Origin of the sequence: Streptomyces sp. NPDC101191 (assembly GCF_044767915.1) — a bacterium.
In the GTDB taxonomy this organism is placed as follows: Bacteria; Actinomycetota; Actinomycetes; order Streptomycetales; family Streptomycetaceae; genus Streptomyces.
Genome location: NZ_JBIWOU010000001.1, coordinates 323184 through 339198, shown reverse-complemented (window position 1 = coordinate 339198; position 16015 = coordinate 323184). Strand labels below are relative to the sequence as shown.

Annotated in this window: 13 protein-coding genes; 9 read left to right on the top strand and 4 right to left on the bottom strand. The window is 72.3% G+C overall.

Annotation, left to right across the window (positions count from 1 at the left end; genetic code table 11):
• Window positions 1-8: 8 nt before the first annotated feature.
• Window positions 9-980: an oxidoreductase gene (locus ACIRQF_RS01545; protein ID WP_404087898.1), complete on the bottom strand. Its 972-nt coding sequence runs from the start codon at window positions 978-980 to the stop codon at window positions 9-11.
• A gap of 55 nt (window positions 981-1035) precedes the next feature.
• Between ACIRQF_RS01545 and ACIRQF_RS01540 the strand changes: the two genes are divergently transcribed.
• Complete coding sequence (locus ACIRQF_RS01540) at window positions 1036-1458, top strand: MerR family transcriptional regulator (RefSeq protein ID WP_404087896.1); 423 nt, start codon at window positions 1036-1038, stop codon at window positions 1456-1458.
• A gap of 265 nt (window positions 1459-1723) precedes the next feature.
• Here ACIRQF_RS01540 and ACIRQF_RS01535 read toward each other — a convergent pair whose 3' ends face one another.
• On the bottom strand, window positions 1724-2971 hold the full coding sequence (locus ACIRQF_RS01535) for a cytochrome P450 (RefSeq protein WP_404087895.1): 1248 nt from the start codon (window positions 2969-2971) through the stop codon (window positions 1724-1726).
• Window positions 2972-3328: 357 nt separating this feature from the next.
• On the opposite strand from ACIRQF_RS01535, the gene ACIRQF_RS01530 reads away from it, so the two are divergent.
• Window positions 3329-4894, top strand: coding sequence for a phospholipase D-like domain-containing protein (locus ACIRQF_RS01530; RefSeq protein WP_404087893.1), 1566 nt, complete (start codon window positions 3329-3331; stop codon window positions 4892-4894).
• Between the two features lie 142 nt (window positions 4895-5036).
• Here ACIRQF_RS01530 and ACIRQF_RS01525 read toward each other — a convergent pair whose 3' ends face one another.
• The gene (locus tag ACIRQF_RS01525) at window positions 5037-6644 is read right to left on the bottom strand and encodes a multicopper oxidase family protein (protein ID WP_404087891.1); all 1608 of its coding nucleotides are present in this window, start codon (window positions 6642-6644) and stop codon (window positions 5037-5039) included.
• Between the two features lie 249 nt (window positions 6645-6893).
• Between ACIRQF_RS01525 and ACIRQF_RS01520 the strand changes: the two genes are divergently transcribed.
• The 7 genes from ACIRQF_RS01520 to ACIRQF_RS01490 all read left to right on the top strand — a co-directional run bounded on the left by ACIRQF_RS01520 (window position 6894) and on the right by ACIRQF_RS01490 (window position 15371).
• Window positions 6894-7823, top strand: coding sequence for a YhjD/YihY/BrkB family envelope integrity protein (locus ACIRQF_RS01520; protein WP_404087890.1), 930 nt, complete (start codon window positions 6894-6896; stop codon window positions 7821-7823).
• Window positions 7820-8395, top strand: a complete 576-nt coding sequence (locus ACIRQF_RS01515; RefSeq protein ID WP_404087888.1) for a potassium channel family protein — start codon at window positions 7820-7822, stop codon at window positions 8393-8395. The genes ACIRQF_RS01520 and ACIRQF_RS01515 overlap by 4 nt, the downstream gene beginning before the upstream one ends.
• The gene (locus ACIRQF_RS01510; RefSeq protein WP_404087886.1) at window positions 8392-9261 is read left to right on the top strand and encodes a hypothetical protein; all 870 of its coding nucleotides are present in this window, start codon (window positions 8392-8394) and stop codon (window positions 9259-9261) included. The genes ACIRQF_RS01515 and ACIRQF_RS01510 overlap by 4 nt, the downstream gene beginning before the upstream one ends.
• Window positions 9262-10064: 803 nt before the next feature.
• Window positions 10065-12737 carry a class IV lanthionine synthetase LanL gene (gene lanL, locus ACIRQF_RS01505; RefSeq protein WP_404087884.1) on the top strand — a complete coding sequence of 891 codons (2673 nt, stop codon included), beginning with the start codon at window positions 10065-10067 and terminating at the stop codon, window positions 12735-12737.
• A gap of 43 nt (window positions 12738-12780) precedes the next feature.
• On the top strand, window positions 12781-12936 hold the full coding sequence (locus ACIRQF_RS01500; protein WP_376633781.1) for a VenA family class IV lanthipeptide: 156 nt from the start codon (window positions 12781-12783) through the stop codon (window positions 12934-12936).
• 447 nt (window positions 12937-13383) lie between these two features.
• Window positions 13384-14493, top strand: a complete 1110-nt coding sequence (locus ACIRQF_RS01495; protein ID WP_404087883.1) for an ATP-binding cassette domain-containing protein — start codon at window positions 13384-13386, stop codon at window positions 14491-14493.
• Window positions 14490-15371: an ABC transporter permease gene (locus ACIRQF_RS01490; protein ID WP_404087881.1), complete on the top strand. Its 882-nt coding sequence runs from the start codon at window positions 14490-14492 to the stop codon at window positions 15369-15371. The genes ACIRQF_RS01495 and ACIRQF_RS01490 overlap by 4 nt, the downstream gene beginning before the upstream one ends.
• A gap of 110 nt (window positions 15372-15481) precedes the next feature.
• Here ACIRQF_RS01490 and ACIRQF_RS01485 read toward each other — a convergent pair whose 3' ends face one another.
• The gene (locus ACIRQF_RS01485; protein ID WP_404087879.1) at window positions 15482-16009 is read right to left on the bottom strand and encodes a hypothetical protein; all 528 of its coding nucleotides are present in this window, start codon (window positions 16007-16009) and stop codon (window positions 15482-15484) included.
• Between the last annotated feature and the right edge of the window lie 6 nt (window positions 16010-16015).

The following is a 16015-nucleotide window of genomic DNA, read 5'->3' as shown; positions in this document are numbered from 1 at the left end:
CCGCGGGTTCACCGGGCGAGCGGGGTGGTGCCGGTCGCCGCGAGGGACAGTTCCCAGAGCCGTGCGGCGGCGTCGGGGGAGATGGCGTAGGAGCGGACGCCGCCGTCGTCCATGCTCCGCTCGGGGCCGGAGACGCGTGCGACGTCGCAGTCCTCCAGGTAGAGCCCGCCGAGGCCGTCGAGGAGGGGCGACGTGGCTGCCCACAGCCCGGTGGCGGCGCCCCGGGCGGGGGTCTTGAAGCCGGAGCCGATCACGTTGCCGTGCTCGTCCACCCACCCGCGGTCCAGCTGCTCCCGGAGGCTCATCTCCCGCTGGAGACCGGTGATGATCTTGCCGGGATGGAGGGCGAACGAGCGGACGCCGTCGCCGCGTCCGAGGGCGTCGAGATGGACGGCGAACAAGGCGTTGGCGGTCTTGGCCTGACCGTAGGCCAGCCACTTGTCGTAGCCGGTACGGAAGTGCGGGTCGTGCCAGCGGATGTCGGTCAGGACGTGTCCTGCGGAGCTGTTGACCACGACACGCGCGCCGTCCGCCGCGGCCAGGAGCGGGTAGAGCTCGCCGGTGAGTGCGAAGTGCCCGAAGTGGTTGGCGGCGAACTGGCCTTCCCAGCCCGGCCCCACGCGTCGCTCCGGGGTGGCCATGATGCCCGCGACGGCCATCAGCAGGTCGAGCCGTCCGAGCCGGTCGCGGATCCGTGCGGCGGCGGCGCGCACGCTGTCGAGGTCGGCCAGGTCCATGGCGATGACCTCGCAGCCCTTCACATCCTGGAGGACGGTGCGGGCGGTGTCGGGACGGCGTGCCGGAACGACGACGTGGGCCCCGGCGGCGGCCAGGGCCCGGGTGGTCTCCAGCCCGAGTCCCGAGTAACCCCCCGTCACCACGGCGGTGGTGCCGGAGAGGTCCAGGCCGTCCATGACCTCCTCGGCGGAGGTGGCGGCGGAGAAGGGCGAGCCGATCGGCTTCTGGTCGGTCGTGGTCATGCCGCTGACGCTACGATCTAGAGCAAGGTCTAGATCAAGTCCTAGACTCGGGGGCATGACGACGGCCGAGACCCCTGCGGAGCCCCTGAGCATCGGCGAGGTGGCGGAGCGGACCGGACTCAGCGTGCACGCCCTGCGCTTCTACGAGCGCGAGGGCCTTCTGGTCGGACCGGTCCACCGCACGGCGGGCGGCCGACGCCGGTACACCCCCTCCGACGTGGACTGGCTGCTGATCTGCGTCAGACTCCGGGAATCCGGCATGCCCCTCTCCGACCTCAAGCGGTTCGCCGAACTGGTGCGGCAGGGTCCCGGCAACGAGGAGGAACGCCTGGGCCTGCTCGACGCCCACCGACTGCGTGTCGACGCACAGATCCGGGCGCTGGAGGAGTGCCGTTCCGTCATCGCCTGGAAGGTCGGCGTCTACGCCGAACACCTCGCCCGCGGCGAGACGGACGGACTGTGGGACCCCACCGTCTGAGGCAGAACGGTCGGGCCCTCGCCCGTCAGGCGCGTCGACGCTCCGGCGGATCCACGCATCCGGCCGCAGCGCCCCGGGCGCTGCTACGAAGCGTTCCGCCGTAGCCGCGTGGCCGGCGGTCGGCTGCTCGGGGTCCGGTACGGCCGTGCACTGAGCGGCTACGACCTGAGGCCGGGGGCGCCGCGGCGCGGAGGCGTTTTCTCCCGGGCCGCCGCGGCGCGGAGGGTTTCCCGCCCGGCCGCGGCGGGTGCAACCGTACGGCGGGTCAGGGGCGGACCGGGCGCACCGGGAGTGCGTCGACGCTGTTGCCGATGAAGCTGCGCTGGTGGGGCAGTTCCGCCTCCGGGACGGCGAGGTCGAGGGCCGGGAAGCGGGTGAAGAGCTGCTCCAGGGCGATCGTGGCCTCGAGGCGGGCGAGCGGGGCGCCCACGCAGTAGTGCGCGCCCTGGCCGAAGGAGAGGTGCCGGGCCGCGCCGGGCCGCGTGACGTCGAAGCGGTCGGCGTCCGGCCCGTGGAAGGCCTCGTCGCGGCCGGCGGCGGTGTAGCCGGCGAGGACGGGGGTGCCCTGCGGGATCACCGTGCCGCCGAGAGTCAGGTCGCGGGTGGGGTAGCGGAAGGGGAACCAGCTGACCGGCCCGTCCCAGCGCAGCGTCTCGTCCACGACGTCCGACCAGGTGGCCTTGCCCTCCAGGACGAGCGCCAGCTGGTCCCGGTGGGTGCACAGGGCCCGTACGGCGTTGCTGATCAGGTTGAGAGTGGTCTCGTGCCCGGCGACCAGCATCAGGCGCATGGTGCCGATGAGTTCGGCCTCGCTGAGCCGGTCGCCGTCGTCCTCGCGCGCGGAGATGAGGGCGCTGGTGAGGTCGTCGCCGGGGGCGGCCCGACGGGCGGCCGCGATCGTGCCGAGCAGCTCGACGAGCTCGCGTACGGCAGCCATCACCTCCGCCGGGGTGGTGTCGGTGGCGATGACCACGGTGTAGGTGAGTTCGTGCAACCGTGCGTGGTGCTCGGGGTCCACGCCGAGCAGTTCGCAGATGACGCTCATCGGGAGCGGCAGCGCGAAGTGGGTGCGCAGGTCCGCGATGCCGTCCGGGTCCTCGGCGGCGGCCCGGCCGAGGTCGTCGAGGAGGTCGGCGGTCAGCGCCTCGATGCGCGGCCGCAGGCGCTCCACCTGGCGGGCGGTGAAGGCGTTGCCGACGAGGGAGCGGAGCCGGCGGTGGTCGGCCCCGTCGGCGGTGTGTATGCCCTGGGCGTTGGCGAAGACCCGCAGCGGCCAGTCCGCGGGGATCGTCCCGTCGTGCAGGGCCGGGCAGTGGCGGGCGTCCTTGGCCACGTCCGGGTGGGAGAGGAACTCCTTGAGCGCGTCGTGCCCCAGGACGACCGCCGCGGACACTCCGCCGGGCAGGACGATGTCCGCCACGGGCCCCCGGGCCCGCAGCTCGGCGTTGAGGGCGTGCGGGCACCCGCCGGCGGGGTCGACGACGTGGGCGGGAGCGGGGGTGGGGGAGGACAATCCGGGACTCCTGACCGTATGAACGAATACCGGCCAACAGTGCGGGGTGGAGGGCCGGTTGCACAAGCCCGTTCCCCCGTTGCCCTCGCCCTTCCGGATGCGGACGCCGACGCCGACCCGCCCCCGGCCGCGGCCCCGTCGGCGGTGCCGCCGTCGATCCCGGACCGCGGGACGCCGTACGGCAGTTGGCGCGCGGTGCGCGAAATCGGCCGAAAGTGGCGTGGGTTGGGGTGAACCGGTGGCTACGTGCTGGTAACTTACGCGAGTTGATCAAGGTCGAGGCCCCGTTCGGAGCCTCGGCCCGAGCCACCCCCCCAAGCAAGGATCCGAACCACATTGGTACGCACCATCCGCACGATGGCCCTGCCTCTCGCGCTCTCCACCCTTCTGCTGTCCGCCGCTCCCGCGCTCGCCGACGCACCCACCCCGCACCTGGACGCCGTCGAACGGTCCCTGCGCCAGGTGTCCCCGGGCCTGGAGGGCTCCGTCTGGGAGCGCACGTCCGGGAACCGGCTCGGCGCCTCCACCCCCGGCGGTTCCGACTGGCTGCTGCAGACCCCCGGCTGCTGGGGTGACCCGACCTGCGCCGACCGCTCCGGCTCCCGGCGCCTCCTGGAGAAGGTGCGCGAGGACATCGCGAACGCCCGGCAGAGCGTGGACATATCCACGCTGGCCCCGTTTCCCGACGGCGGCTTCCAGGACGCGATCGTGGCCGGCCTGAAGGAGGCGGCGCAGAAGGGCAACCGGCTCCAGGTCCGCATCCTGGTGGGCGCCGCGCCCGTGTACCACGCGAACGTGATCCCGTCCTCCTACCGCGACGAGCTGGTGAAGAGGCTCGGTCCGGCGGCCGCCGACGTCACCCTCAACGTGGCCTCGATGACGACCTCGAAGACCGGCTTCTCCTGGAACCACTCCAAGCTCGTCGTGGTGGACGGCGATGCGGTGATCACCGGCGGCATCAACAGCTGGAAGGGGGACTACCTCGACACCGCCCACCCGGTGAACGACGTCGACCTCGCGCTGTCCGGCCCGGCCGCCGGCTCAGCCGGCCGCTACCTCGACACCCTCTGGGACTGGACCTGCCGCAACAAGAGCAGCTGGACCACCGTCTGGTTCGCCTCCTCCAACGGCGCCGGCTGTCTGCCCACCCTGCCCCGGCCGGCGGCCCCGCACGCCGACGGCGACGTCCCCGCCCTCGCGGTGGGCGGCCTCGGCGTCGGGATCCGCCAGAGCGACCCGTCCTCGTCATTCCGCCCCCTCCTGCCGACGGCCTCCGACACCACCTGCGGATTCGGCGTGCACGACTACACCAACGCCGACCGCGACTACGACACGGTCAACCCGGAAGAGAGCGCCCTGCGCGCCCTGGTCGCCAGCGCGAGCGACCACATCGAGATCTCGCAGCAGGACATGAACGCGACCTGCCCGCCGCTGCCCCGTTACGACATCCGGCTCTACGACACCCTCGCCGCGAAGCTCGCCGCCGGGGTGAAGGTGCGCATCGTGGTCAGCGACCCGGCCAACCGCGGCACCATCGGCAGCGGCGGCTACTCGCAGATCACGTCGCTGTCCGAGGTGAGCGACGCCCTGCGCGGCCGCCTCAAGGCCCTGACCGGCGACGAGCCGAAGGCACGGGCCGCGATGTGCCGGAACCTGCAGCTCGCGACCTTCCGCGCCTCGGACAGGCCCACCTGGGCGGACGGCAAGCCCTACGCCCAGCACCACAAGCTGGTCTCGGTGGACGACGCCGCCTTCTACATCGGCTCGAAGAACCTCTACCCCTCCTGGCTCCAGGACTTCGGCTATGTGATCGAAAGCCCCACCGCCGCGCGACAGCTGGCGGACGGACTGCTCGCCCCGCAGTGGAAGTACTCGCAGGCAACCGCCACGTACGACTACACCCGCGGCGTCTGCCAGGGCTGACGCCCGTCCCGCGCCTCGGGTCGGTGCACGCGCCCGACCCCGGGCGCGTGCCGGGGCCCAGGCCCGGGCCGGCAGGCAGGCAGCCGGGGGGCGATGGGGCGGACAGCGCGGGTCACGCGGGCCGGCTCGCCCCGCCCGGTTCTCAGGGTTCGACGTAGGCGACCAGTTGCATCATGCCGAGTTCCTCGTGGTGGAGCTGGTGGCAGTGGGCGATGGCGTGGCCCGTGAAGTCCTCGTACTTGACCAGGAAGGTGACGGAGTCGCCGGGGGAGCCGCCGGCCAGTCCGATGGTGTCGTGCCAGACCGGCGGGTCGAGCCTCTCGCCGTTCCTGTGGGTGACCAGCATCTGGTTGGTGTGCAGGTGGAAGGGGTGATTGGACGCCGTTCTGGTCTCGTCGTTGCAAACGGTCCACCGTTCGACCCTGCCGAGTTCCAGGGTGTGGTTGACGTAGCCGGGGTCGAACAGCCCGTAGGCCGGGTCGCGGGTGAGGTCGCCGTCGGGGTTCGCCGCCGGGGTCGGGTGGCTTCCCAGCATGCGGAAGGCGGTCGGGAACGCTCCCGCGAAGACGCCCGGGTCGGCATGGAGGACGACCTCGCGGTCGGCCTCTGGGTTGGCGATGTCGCGCTCGTCGAGGAACTGCTTGCCCGCGGGCAGGGCGGTGGGCAGGGGCATCGGCGGTTCGACGGGCGCTCCCGTCACCTCGATCGTCATCAGCGGCCCGCTCACGCCGTCGGCCCGCAGCTCGTACGTCCCGGCCGCGCCGCCACGGACCAGGACGTCGGCGCGGTTGCCCATGGTGAGGGGCATCATGTCGCGGGCGACCGGCGCGGAGAGGGTGACGCCGTCCTGTGCGATCTGGTGCATCGTCAGGTCGCCGCCGGCTCCAGTGACCTTGAGCGGGAGCGCCGTGAACGCGGTGGCGGCCACCAGCCGCCAGCGCTGGACCTCGCCCGGGCGGAGGGGCAGGGTGGGGTTGACCGTGCCGTTGACCGTGAAGACGGAAGGGATGCCGGTCACCCAGTTGCCCGCGGTGAAGGCGGGGATCTTGCCGTCCTTGACCTTGAGTTCGTTGATGCACACGACGATGTCGGCGGCCGCCTTGATCTCCGGCACCTCGTCGACGTCGCCTTCGACGACGATCACACCGGTCATGCCCCCGATGACCTGCTCGGCCGTGGCGCCGTGGAGATGCGGGTGGTACCAGTAGGTGCCGGCCGGGTGGTCCGCCGGTACGTCGATGGTGGTCACGTACCGCGGTTCCGGGGCACCTGCGGAGACCTCGTCGGCGGTGCGCGGCGCGAACGCGCGCAGGACGTTGTCGGCGTGCCCGGACGGGGAGACGTGCATCCCGTGGGTGTGCAGGTTGAAGCTGTTGGCGTCGTGCGGCCTGTTGTGATCGCCTTCGTGGGGCTCGTTGGGCGGCAGGCCGTTGATGTGCGTCAGCTGCAACGTGTCCCCGGCGCGCAGCCGCAGCGTCGGCCCGGGGACCGCTCCGTTGTAGGCGCGCGTGGTGACCTGGCCGTAGCCGGGAATCAGCACGTCCGTGAAACGGACGTCGAGCGTCTGGGCGAGCACCCCGGGCACCGGGCCGAACGCCCGTCTCGTGGTCGACACGACCGGCTGCGGGAAGGCCGCCGGGGCCGCGGCGGTCAGGCCCCGTGCGAGAGTCCCGTCCGACGCAGCCACGAGCAGACCGACGGGGATGGCCTTCAGCACCGACCGGCGACTGATTCCGCTACGTGATCCCATAAGCGCGCAATCTAGAACAATTCGACCATGGCGTGCAGACGGCACACCGCAGTCCCACGGGGCGCCCCCGGCGCCGATCGCAGGCGGGACGGCTGCTCGGCCACGCTGTCCGGCTCCCCGCTCCTCCAGATCTGACACGGCCTGGTAGCCGTGCGACCGTGGATGCAGGACCGCGGCCCCGAGCACGCGGGTCGCTGCCCTATGGGCGGTCCCGCGAGACCGGGGTGATCAGCCCCTGGAGGATGCGTCATGCGGGCGAGGGACAGTGCATCGGGCGGACCTCGGCACGAACGCGCGACACGGCCGGGCGACACGGGAGTCCGGGGGCGGAGCGGCCGGAGGGCGGCTGAGCGGGGTGCCCGGCGGGCCCGGACGGCGACCGAGTGGGGCAGGGCGAAGTACGCGGGGTCGTGGGCCGAGTACCTGTGGCGACGGCTGGACGCGTTCGACTTCCTGAACCAGGCCGTCCTGCTGGCGGCCACGCTGCTGCTGTGCGCGGTCCCCTTCATGCTCGTCACCTCCGCCCTGGCCGGGCGGTCGGCGGTGTCGGGGCTGACGCGGCGGCTGGGGCTGAGCAAGGAGGCCGCGGCCGACATGGGTGACCTGTTCGCCTCCACGGCGGCGACGTCGGCGGCGGTCACGGGCCTGTCGTGGGTGTTCTTCGTGCTGGGTGGCCTCGCCGCCGCCGGCTCGCTCCAGAAGCTGTACCAGCAGATGTTCCAGGTCCGGCCGCGAGGGCTCCGGGACGGGGCGCGGGCACTCGTCTGGCTGGCCGTGGTCGTGGGCTGCGCCGCACTCGGCACCCTGGTGGGGCACGGGTTCTACGACAGGGCGCCGGTGCTGTGGTGGATCATCAACGTCCCCGTGTTCGTCGCGTTCTGGTGGTTCGCGATGTGGTTCCTGCTGGCGGGGCGCATCGCGTGGCGCAGGCTGGTGCCGTGCGCGGTGGCCACCGGCGTGCTCTGGATGGGCATGCTGGTCGTCTTCCACTTCATCTTCTCCGGCATGGTCACCGGCTACGACGAGAAGTACGGGCCGATCGGCGTGGTCTTCGCCCTCATGTCGTTCTTCATCGCGATCGGGGTGGTGATCATCCTGGGCGCGGCCACGGGCATGATGTGGCAGGACCGCAGGATGTCCTTCCGGGCCGCCGTCACAAAGCTGAGGCGGTCGTCGTGAGCCCGGGCAGGGACGCGGTGCCCCAGGGGCACCTCGCACCCTCGGTCCGAAGGATCGTCTGGACCGCGGTTCGCGTGGTCGTCTCGGTCGCGGCCCTGGTGACCCTCTACTACCTCCTGCCGCTGGACCACTCCTCCACGACGGCCACCCTCACCATGCTCCTCATCGGGCTGGCGGGCTTCGTCGCCCTGGTCTCCGTCCAGGTCCGTTCGATCCTGCACGCCCGGCACCCGGGTCTGCGGGCCGTCGAGGCGATGGCCATCAGCATCCCCTTCTTCCTGCTGCTCTTCTCCGCGAGCTACGTCGCGCTGTCCGTGCTGTCGCCCGGAAGCTTCCGGGGGCCGCTGTCGCACACCGAAGCGCTCTACTTCACCGTCACGGTCTTCTCCACCGTCGGCTTCGGCGACATCACGGCCCAGGACGACACGGCGCGGCTGGTGGTCACCGTCCAGATGCTCGCCGACCTGGTGGTCCTCGGTCTCGCCGTCAAGATCGTCGTGGGCGCGGTCCGCCGCGGCCGAGAGCGCAAGGCCGGCTCGAACGGCAGCAAGGACGGAGGCGAAGGGCGATGACGACGGGCGGACGCGGCGGACAGCGGTCGCCGACACCCGGACAGCGCGGCGACGGGCCCACCGACGCCCCGTGGACCTTCGTCGACCACATCCGCCAGGACGGCGCCGTGGTCCGGTGGGAATCGCGCCTCCACCGCAAGCACCAGCGGCCCGCCGCGGGCTCGACCTGGTGGGCGCCGACCGCCCGCGGCTGGTGGATCGCGGTGCTGTTCGCCGTCGGGTCGCTGCTGTTCGCCGTCGGCTCGGTGCCGGGCTACGCCGAAGCCGTCGGGGCACGCGGGGACACGGTCACCTACTTCGTCGGATCCCTGTTCTTCACCGCGGCGGCGTATCTCTCCTACCGCGAGGCGGTCGACGCCGCCCCACCGGAGCTCGATCCCACGCATCGGCGGGTCCTCGTCTGCCGGCCGCGGCGGATCGACTGGTGGGCCACCGCGATCCAACTGGTCGGCACCCTGTACTTCAACGTCAGCACCGGCGTCGCCATGGTGAGCAGCCTGTCCGCGACCACCGCCCACCAGCACGTCTGGCGCCCCGACGCGATCGGCTCCGTCTGTTTCCTCGTCGCCGGCCTCCTCGCCTGGTACGAGACCTGTCACGGCTGGGCCGCCTGGCGACCGCGGTCCTGGGCCTGGTGGATCACCCTGGCCAACCTCGTCGGGTCGGTCGCCTTCGGCATCTCCGCCGTTGCCGGCTACATCAACCCGGTCACCGGCGAGGTGCACAACGCGACGGGAGCCGACACGACGACCCTCGTCGGCGCGCTCTGCTTCCTCATCGGTTCGGTACTGCTCCTGCCCGAACGCACCGAGGCGTCCCGAGCCGAGCCGTCCTCACCGGCGGGCGACGACGGGGCGGTTCCCTAGACCTCACGGCCGCGGAGCCCGGCCAGAGGGCGCACGCGCCCGCGGGCCGCGGGCGGGGGGAGGCAGCCCGTGGACGGGATGCACGCCGTGCCTCTCCGCACGGCAACCCCATAAGCCCACGAATTCTTGATCCGTCCCCGAGAGGCCCGGGTCCGCTTTTGAGTCGATTCCGAGCGTCCGGCGGCGATTTGTTGACGCTTGAATGTCCGTGGCGGGGTGCAGCTCAGATGCCTGATCGTGAATCGCGGTGGCATGTCAGGTCACGTTCCGTGGCAGGTTGGCGACGTGGCGGAATCGAGCTCTTTACCGATGGCCTGCCAGGAGGAAAGCTTTAGGGCGGAAGCACCGAGCGGTTGCGTTCACGCGGCATCGACCGTGTTCGTGTGGAATGCATCGCTCGAACGGGAAACCGGGGGAATGGTGTTGGGGGAATCGAGTGCGCACTGATCTCCGTCGTGAATGACGGTCGTTATGGGAAGCTCCTCCGTGAATCCGGGGAGACTTCGTCCCTGTTTTTCGCCTCGATTTCCTATCTGCCGGGCCTGCGGGAAATCGGGACGGAGTGAATCCAGATCAGTCCCTTCTCTGTAGTCACATCCGTTACGGGTCGAGAGGGCGCGCGGAGGGATTTTCGCGGCCAACGCTCCCGCGCGCTTCCTTTCTGCGCCGGTGAGCAACGTTCGGCGTCGTAACGACACCGTGCGCTCGCCGGACAACGTGTTGTCCGTCGGGCCCCGGGCTATACGTTCTCCTTACCGAAGGCATATTCCAACCAGCGGTCCTCGCCGTTGAGAGGGACGGGCATGACGAGCCACGCAACCGAAGTCGACCTCGAAGATCTGCTCCGCCGGGCGCTGGACGCCACCGGTGCCGGCGCGCGTTGGACCACCGACGCGGACGAGATGTGGTGCCGCCTCACCCCCCTGTCCGCGACCCGGCGCAAGCAGGGCTGGAAGCTGCACGTGTCGGCGACGACCGCCTCCGCGCCGGCCGTGCTGGCGAAGGCCCTGGACGTACTGCTGCGGGAAGAGGCGGCGTTCAAGTTCGCCCGGTCGCTGGAGAAGGTGAGCGCGCTCAACTCCCGTGCCACGCCGCGAGGAAGCTCGGGCAAGTTCATCACCGTCTATCCGGGCTCCGACGCCGACGCGGCCCGGATCGCGCTGGACCTGCACCAGGCCACGGCGGGGCTCACCGGCCCCCGGATCCTCTCGGACCAGCCCTACGCGGCGAACAGCCTGGTGCACTACCGCTACGGCGCCTTCGTCGGCCGGCGGCGGCTGTCGGACGAAGGCCTGCTGGTGTGGTTCATCGAAGACCCCGACGGCAATCCCGTGGAGGACCGGCGCACCGGCCGGTACGAGCCCCCGCCCTGGGCGGTCAGCCCCTTCCCCGCCTCGGTACCGGCCCCGCCGCGTCCCGAGAAGGCGGCGAACTCCCCGGTTCTGCTCGGTGGCCGCTTCTCGGTGAGGGAGGCCATCCGCCACACGAACAAGGGCGGCGTCTACCGGGGGACGGACGTCACCACGGGCGCACCCGTCGTCATCAAGGAGGCCCGGCCCCACGTGGAGGCCGACGCGTCCGGCAGCGACGTACGCGACTGGCTGCGCGCCGAGGCCCGGACGCTGGAGAACCTCAGGGGGACGGGGCTGGCGCCGGAGCCCCTCGCGATGTTCGAGCACGGCGGGCACCTGTTCCTGGCACAGGAGGAGGTTCCCGGCATTCCCCTGCGCAACTGGGTCGCCGAGCGGTTCCGTGACGTCGGCAGCGAGCGCTACGCCACCGAGGCCCTCTCCCTGACCGGACGCCTGGTGAACCTCGTCGCCGCGGCCCACGCCCGCGGCTGCGTCCTGCGGGACTTCACACCCGGCAACATCATGGTCGGCCCGGACGGTGAACTGCGCCTGATCGACCTGGAACTCGCCGTCCTCGAGGCCGACGACGCCCTTCCGACCACGGTGGGGACCCCCGGCTTCAGCGCCCCCGAGCGGCTGGCCGGCGCCCCCGTCTCACCGACGGCCGACTACTACAGCCTCGGCGCCACCTTATGCTTCACCCTCACCGGGAAGGTGCCCAACCTGCTGCCCGAAGAGCCCCCCGCGCGCCCCGCGGAGCAGCGGCTCGCCGACTGGCTGGCAGCCTGCGAGGGCACGCTCCACCTGCCGCACGGCCTCCCCGGGACGATCCTCGGGCTGATGAAGGACGCTCCGGCCGACCGCTGGGACCCGGCCAGGGCGCGTACGGCCCTCCTCGCGACCGAGCGGGAGCGCGCGGACCACCGTGACGCCCGCCCCGTCCCGAAGGACCCGGGGCGCGACGCGACACCGATCGCGGTCGCCGGGATCGTGGACCACCTCGTCGATTCGATGACCCCGCAGGACGAGCAGCGACTGTGGCCCGTGTCCACCACGGCGGGGGAGACCGACCCCTGTACCGTCCAGCAGGGCGCGGCCGGTGTCCTGGCGGTCCTGACCCGCTACTTCGAGCTCACCGGCGACCCGCGCCTGCCGGAGCGGATCGCCACCGCGGGTCACTGGATCGCGGCCCGCACGGACACCCGGTCCACCCGCCCCGGCCTGCACTTCGGCGGCAGGGGGATCGCCTGGGCGCTGTACGACGCCGGACGCGCCGTCGCCGACCGCACCCTCATGGACCACGCGTTGTCCCTGGCCCTGGCCCCGCAGGAGTCGACACCCCACCACGACATCACCCACGGCGTCGCGGGCAGCGGACTGGCCGCCGCCCACCTCTGGCACCGTACCGGTGACCCGCGGCTCGCCGAACTCGTCGTCGCCGCGGCCGACCGACTGGCCGCCGCCGCACGGCCCGGGCCGTCCGGAGTGAGCTGGCCGGTCCCCGCGGAAGCCGTCGCCAAGGAAGCGGGCAAACGCTATCTCGGCTTCGCGCACGGAACGTCCGGCATCGGGTGCTTCCTCCTCGCCGCCGCGGCCGTCGCGAACCGCCAGGAGTACCTGGACCTGGCCGTGGCGGCCGGCGAAGAACTGGTGGCCGACGCCGTCATCGTCGGCGAGGCGGCCCAGTGGCCGGCGCAGTCCGGCGACGTACCCACGGCCCCGTACTGGTGCCACGGCTCGGCCGGCATCGGTACCTTCCTGCTCCGGCTCTGGCAGACCACCGGGGACGACCGGTACGCCGATCTCGCCCGCCGCGCCGGACAGGCCGTCGTGGAGCGCGCCTCCCGCGCCGCCCTCACCCAGTGCCACGGACTCGCGGGCAACGGCGACTTCCTCCTCGACCTGGCCGCGGCCACGGGGGATCCCGCCTACCGCGCGATGGCCGAGGACCTGGCCCGTCTCATCGTCTCCGAACGGGCCCACCGCCACAGCCACGTCGTCTTCCCCAACGAATACGGGGACGTCTCGACGAGCTGGAGCGACGGGTCCGCAGGAATCCTCGCGTTCCTCCTGCGGACCCACCACACAGACCCCCGGCTCTGGTTGACCGAGCAGCCGGGTTGAGCGGCAGGGAACCTGCCGCCATCTCACAGAGAAGGAGAAAGCCATGGAGAACCGCGACCTCGAACTGCTGGCTCACCTGCACGCCCTTCCGGAGACCGACCCGGTCGGCGCCGACGGAGCGGCGTTCGCCGCGACCTGCGAGTGCGTCGGCCTGCTGACGCTGCTCAACACCGTCTGTATCGGCGTCAGCTGCGCCTAGCCGGACGGCAAGCCCCTTCGCCGGTGCTCAGCGGACCGAAGACGACCAGTTCGTCGACAGGACGCCGAGCACCGGCCCCCGGAGGGGAGGAACGCTTCGGTGCCTCCTCCTCGACACCCGGCGGGGTACGTCGAAGGGGCTCCTCCTCCGGCCGGCGACCGCCCTCAGGGCGGCCGCCGGCCGGAACGGAGGCCCACCACCCACTGCTTTTCGCCGGTCACCGGCCGAAGGGAGGCGCGCCGGCCTCCGCCTTTCGCCGGCCGTCGGCCGGAACGGAGGCCCGCCAGCCTCCGCCCTCCGCCCTTCGCCCGGCACCGGCCGCAGCGGAGGTCCGCCTGACACAGCGCCACAGCCGTCCGGCCGCCTCGGTACTCCGAGCCACGCAGTTCGCCCCGCTCCGGTGCACGCCGTGCCCGCGGGCGACCAACCGCAGACGAGGAACCGCCCATGCAGCCACCCGCTGGTGACGACGCCCCCGCTCCGTCCGCCCTCCTGACGGCGGCCACCGCGAGCCCGGACACCACGCCTGCCGCCGGGCTGGCGTACGCCATCAGCACCCGTGGCCTGGTCAAGAGCTACCCCGGCCCCGACGGGACCGCCGTCCACGCCCTCCGCGGACTTGACCTGGACGTGCTGCAGGGCGAGACCTTCGCCTTCCTCGGGCCCAACGGCGCAGGGAAGTCCACCACCATCGCCCTCCTGTGCGCCCTCGCCCGACCCACCGCCGGAAGGGCCACCGTTGCGGGCGCCGACGTGCTCAGCCGACCGGACCAGGTACGCCGGCAGGTCGGAATGCTCTTCCAGCACAGCGCCCTGGACCCGGACCTGACGGCCGAACAGAACCTGCACATCCACGCACGCCTCTACGGCCTGAGCCGCCGCGACGCCCGCCGACGCGCCACCGAGACGCTCGGCGCCGTCGGGCTGAGCGACCGGCGCCGCTCCCCGGTACGCACCCTGTCCGGCGGCATGCGACGTCGCCTGGAGCTCGCCCGCGGTCTGCTGCACGCACCGCGGATCCTGTTCCTCGACGAGCCGACCACCGGACTCGACCCCCACGCCCGCGCCCAGGTCTGGGAGCATCTGCGCGCGCTGCGCGACCGGCAGGGCACCACCCTCTTCCTCACCACCCACTATCTGGAGGAGGCGGAGAACTGCGATCGCCTCGCCATCATCGACGGCGGCCGCCTGGTGGCCCAGGGCACCCCCTTCGCCCTGAAGGCCGCGATCGGGGACGACCTGGTGGTCCTGCGCACGGGCGACGACCCGGCCGCGCACCACGTCGTACGCCGGACGGTGCCGCCGGGCACCGTCACGGCGCTGGACACGGAGGGGATCCGCCTGCGCGTGCCCGACGGCAGCTCCTGGATCCCCCGTCTGTGCGCGGCCCTGGAAGCGCATGGCATCCCCGTTCGGGCGGCCTCCGCGACCCCGCCGACGCTCGACGACGTCTTCTTCCACCACACCGGCCGCAGCATCCACACCGCACGCACCGACCCGACGCCGGGCGCGGCAGACGCGAGCGGCACCTCCGCGCCGACCGAGGGGGGCCTGTGACCACACCCGCTCCCACGACCTCAGGAGCCTCGGACACCCCGGGCGCCCCTGACGCGTCGGACCCCACGCCGCCGGGCCGCCTGCGCCGTGAACTGCGCGCGATCCACGCGCTGGTCCACCGGGATCTGCTGCGCCTGTCGTCCCAGCCCACCCATACCGCACTGATGCTGATCCAGCCGGTGCTCTACCTCTTCGTCCTCGGAGGTGGTCTGGCCGCCCTGATCCCCACCTCCGCGCTGGGCGTCGGCTACCAGACCTATCTGTTCCCCGGCATGCTGATGATGACCGTCCAGACGCCCGCCATCATGGTCGGCATCCGCCTGATCACCGACCGGCAGAGCGGCTACCTGCGCGAACTCCTGATGGCGCCGGTGCACCGCTCCACCCTGCTCCTGGGCAGCTGCGCCGGAGGCACCGTGGTCGCCGCCGTCCAGGGCGCCGTGCTGCTCGCGCTCGCCGGAGCGGTCGGTCTGCCGTACGACCCGCTCCTGCTGGCGCTGTTGCTGGCCGGCATGATCCTGGCCTCCTTCACCATCACGGCTCTGTCGCTCGCGCTGGCCGTGAGCCTCGGCCGCGCCGAGCTCTTCCACATGCTGCTCGGCCTGGTGATGATGCCGCTGCTGTTCCTCTCGGGCGGCTTCTTCCCGCTCGAGGGCCTGCCCGGCTGGGCCCGTTCGCTGGCCGCGTGCAATCCGCTCGCCTACGGCGTGGACCTGCTGCGCCGCTCCATCGCGCTCCGGGTCCCCGAGCAGGCGCCCGTGGCAGGCATCGAGTGGTTCGGCCGGCAGCCTCCGCTGCCCCTCGAAGCCGCCGTCCTCCTGACGACCGGGGTCGCTGCCCTGCTCTGGGCCGCCCACCGCTTCAACCGCCCCGAGTGACCTCCGGCCCCGGACTCGGCACGCGCGCGGCACCGCCCGGACCGGCTCCCGCCGCGCGCGGAGGTGCTGACGCGCCGCCCGGCGGCCGCCGGTGACGGCACGCCCCCGCGTCAGGCCTGGACGGCGCGGACGTGGTCGGCCGAGAGGTGCAGCTCGTAGGCAAGGCAGCAGTCGGAACTGAGGGTCGCGACGAGGGCTCCGCAGGCGCACAGCTGGTTCATGCCACCGTACGGGGTCGCCCCGCAGCAGGCGGGAGAGGCGTGGCGCAGCTCCAGGCCGCGGGCGTCGTCGGGGCAGATGACGATGTTGCCCCGGGGGCCCTGCGACGCCAGCGGCTTGCCGTCCACGTTCCGCATCTCTCCGTGGCGCGGCATCACGGGCCCGGGTTCCTGGGCGACGGCCAGCGGCGCACCGTACGGTTCCGTCTCGATCGCGTAGTGCCCTGACGGCACGGTCGTGGGTGACGGACCCGGCTCATCGGCGTCCCACCAGGCGTGGTTCGGGGCCTCGGGGACGGCGGGCAGCCGCGCGAGAGCCCCCGTCAGCGCGGCTCCACATGTCGCGCACACGAACACCACGGTCCGGTCCTCGGCGGCCCCCGCGGCGGTGCGCTGCTTCCGCTCCGGCTGATCGTTCATGTACCG